This is a genomic window from Burkholderia sp. SIMBA_051 (genome assembly GCF_046534915.1).
Classification (GTDB): domain Bacteria; phylum Pseudomonadota; class Gammaproteobacteria; order Burkholderiales; family Burkholderiaceae; genus Burkholderia; species Burkholderia ambifaria.
In genome coordinates, this window is record NZ_JAWRXS010001026.1 from 1 (window position 1) to 228 (window position 228).

At 63.2% G+C, this 228-nt stretch carries 1 protein-coding gene; it reads left to right on the forward strand.

The window, feature by feature from the left end; all coding sequences use genetic code 11:
- Window positions 1-228 (forward strand): RidA family protein (locus SB771_RS37595; protein WP_410722352.1); only part of this gene is annotated, 228 nt, incomplete at both ends.

Consider the following 228-nt stretch of genomic DNA (forward strand, 5'->3'; position numbering starts at 1 on the left):
TCCATCACCGAACAGGCAAACGAAGTTCTCGCGCGGATCGACCTGTTGCTCGAAGCGGCGGGCGTGGATCGCACGCGTCTCGTGTCCGCGAACATCTGGTTGAGCGATCCGAAGCACTTCGCCGAATTCAACGCGGTGTGGGATGCGTGGGTGCCGCAAGGTCATGCGCCGACCCGCGCCTGCGTGCAGGCCTTGCTGATGAAGCCCGGTTGCGATGTCGAAGTCGAG